Source organism: Mycobacterium sp. 1165196.3, assembly GCF_001673415.1.
Taxonomy (GTDB): domain Bacteria; phylum Actinomycetota; class Actinomycetes; order Mycobacteriales; family Mycobacteriaceae; genus Mycobacterium; species Mycobacterium europaeum_A.
In genome coordinates, this window is the sequence record NZ_LZLU01000254.1 from 1 (window position 1) to 635 (window position 635).

General features: G+C 63.6%; 2 protein-coding genes. Both read left to right on the plus strand.

The window, feature by feature from the left end:
• The first annotated feature begins 4 nt into the window (after positions 1-4).
• Positions 5-301: a WXG100 family type VII secretion target gene (locus tag A5659_RS24600; RefSeq protein ID WP_007168951.1), complete on the plus strand. Its 297-nt coding sequence runs from the start codon at positions 5-7 to the stop codon at positions 299-301.
• Between the two features lie 51 nt (positions 302-352).
• A partial coding sequence (locus A5659_RS24605; RefSeq protein ID WP_007771417.1) for a WXG100 family type VII secretion target occupies positions 353-635 on the plus strand: 283 nt, incomplete at its 3' end.

Sequence of the window (635 nt, forward strand, 5' to 3'; positions counted from 1 at the left end):
CGACATGGCAACACGTTTTATGACCGACCCGCACGAGATGCGGGCGATGGCGGGCCGCTTCGAGGTGCACGCCCAGACCGTTGAGGACGAGGCCCGCAAGATGTGGGCGTCGTCGATGAACATCGCCGGCTCGGGCTGGAGCGGTCAGGCCCAGGCCACCTCGTACGACACCATGGGCCAGGTCAACCAGGCCTTCCGCAACATCGTCAACATGCTCCACGGGGTGCGCGACGGGCTGATTCGCGACGCGAACAACTACGAGCAGCAAGAGCAGGCCTCGCAGCAGATCCTCAGCAGCTAGCGGCCGAATCCGCAGCTGCGTAACATCTCAAGACATTAGGAGAACACCGTTATGAGCATTAACTACCAGTTCGGCGATGTAGACGCCCACGGTGCCTTGATCCGCGCCCAGGCCGCGTCCTTGGAGGCCGAGCACCAGGCCATCGTTCGCGATGTGCTTGCTGCCGGCGACTTCTGGGGCGGTGCGGGTTCGGTGGCATGCCAGGAGTTCATCACCCAGTTGGGTCGCAACTTCCAGGTCATCTACGAGCAGGCCAACTCCCACGGACAGAAGGTCCAGTCCGCGGGCAGCAACATGGCCAGCACCGACAGCGCCGTTGGGTCCAGCTGGGCCT

What these genes read in the sequence shown, in the direction of transcription:
- A5659_RS24600 (WP_007168951.1), top strand. Translation starts at nt 5, where the DNA reads ATGGCAACACGTTTTATGACCGACCCGCACGAGATGCGGGCGATGGCG.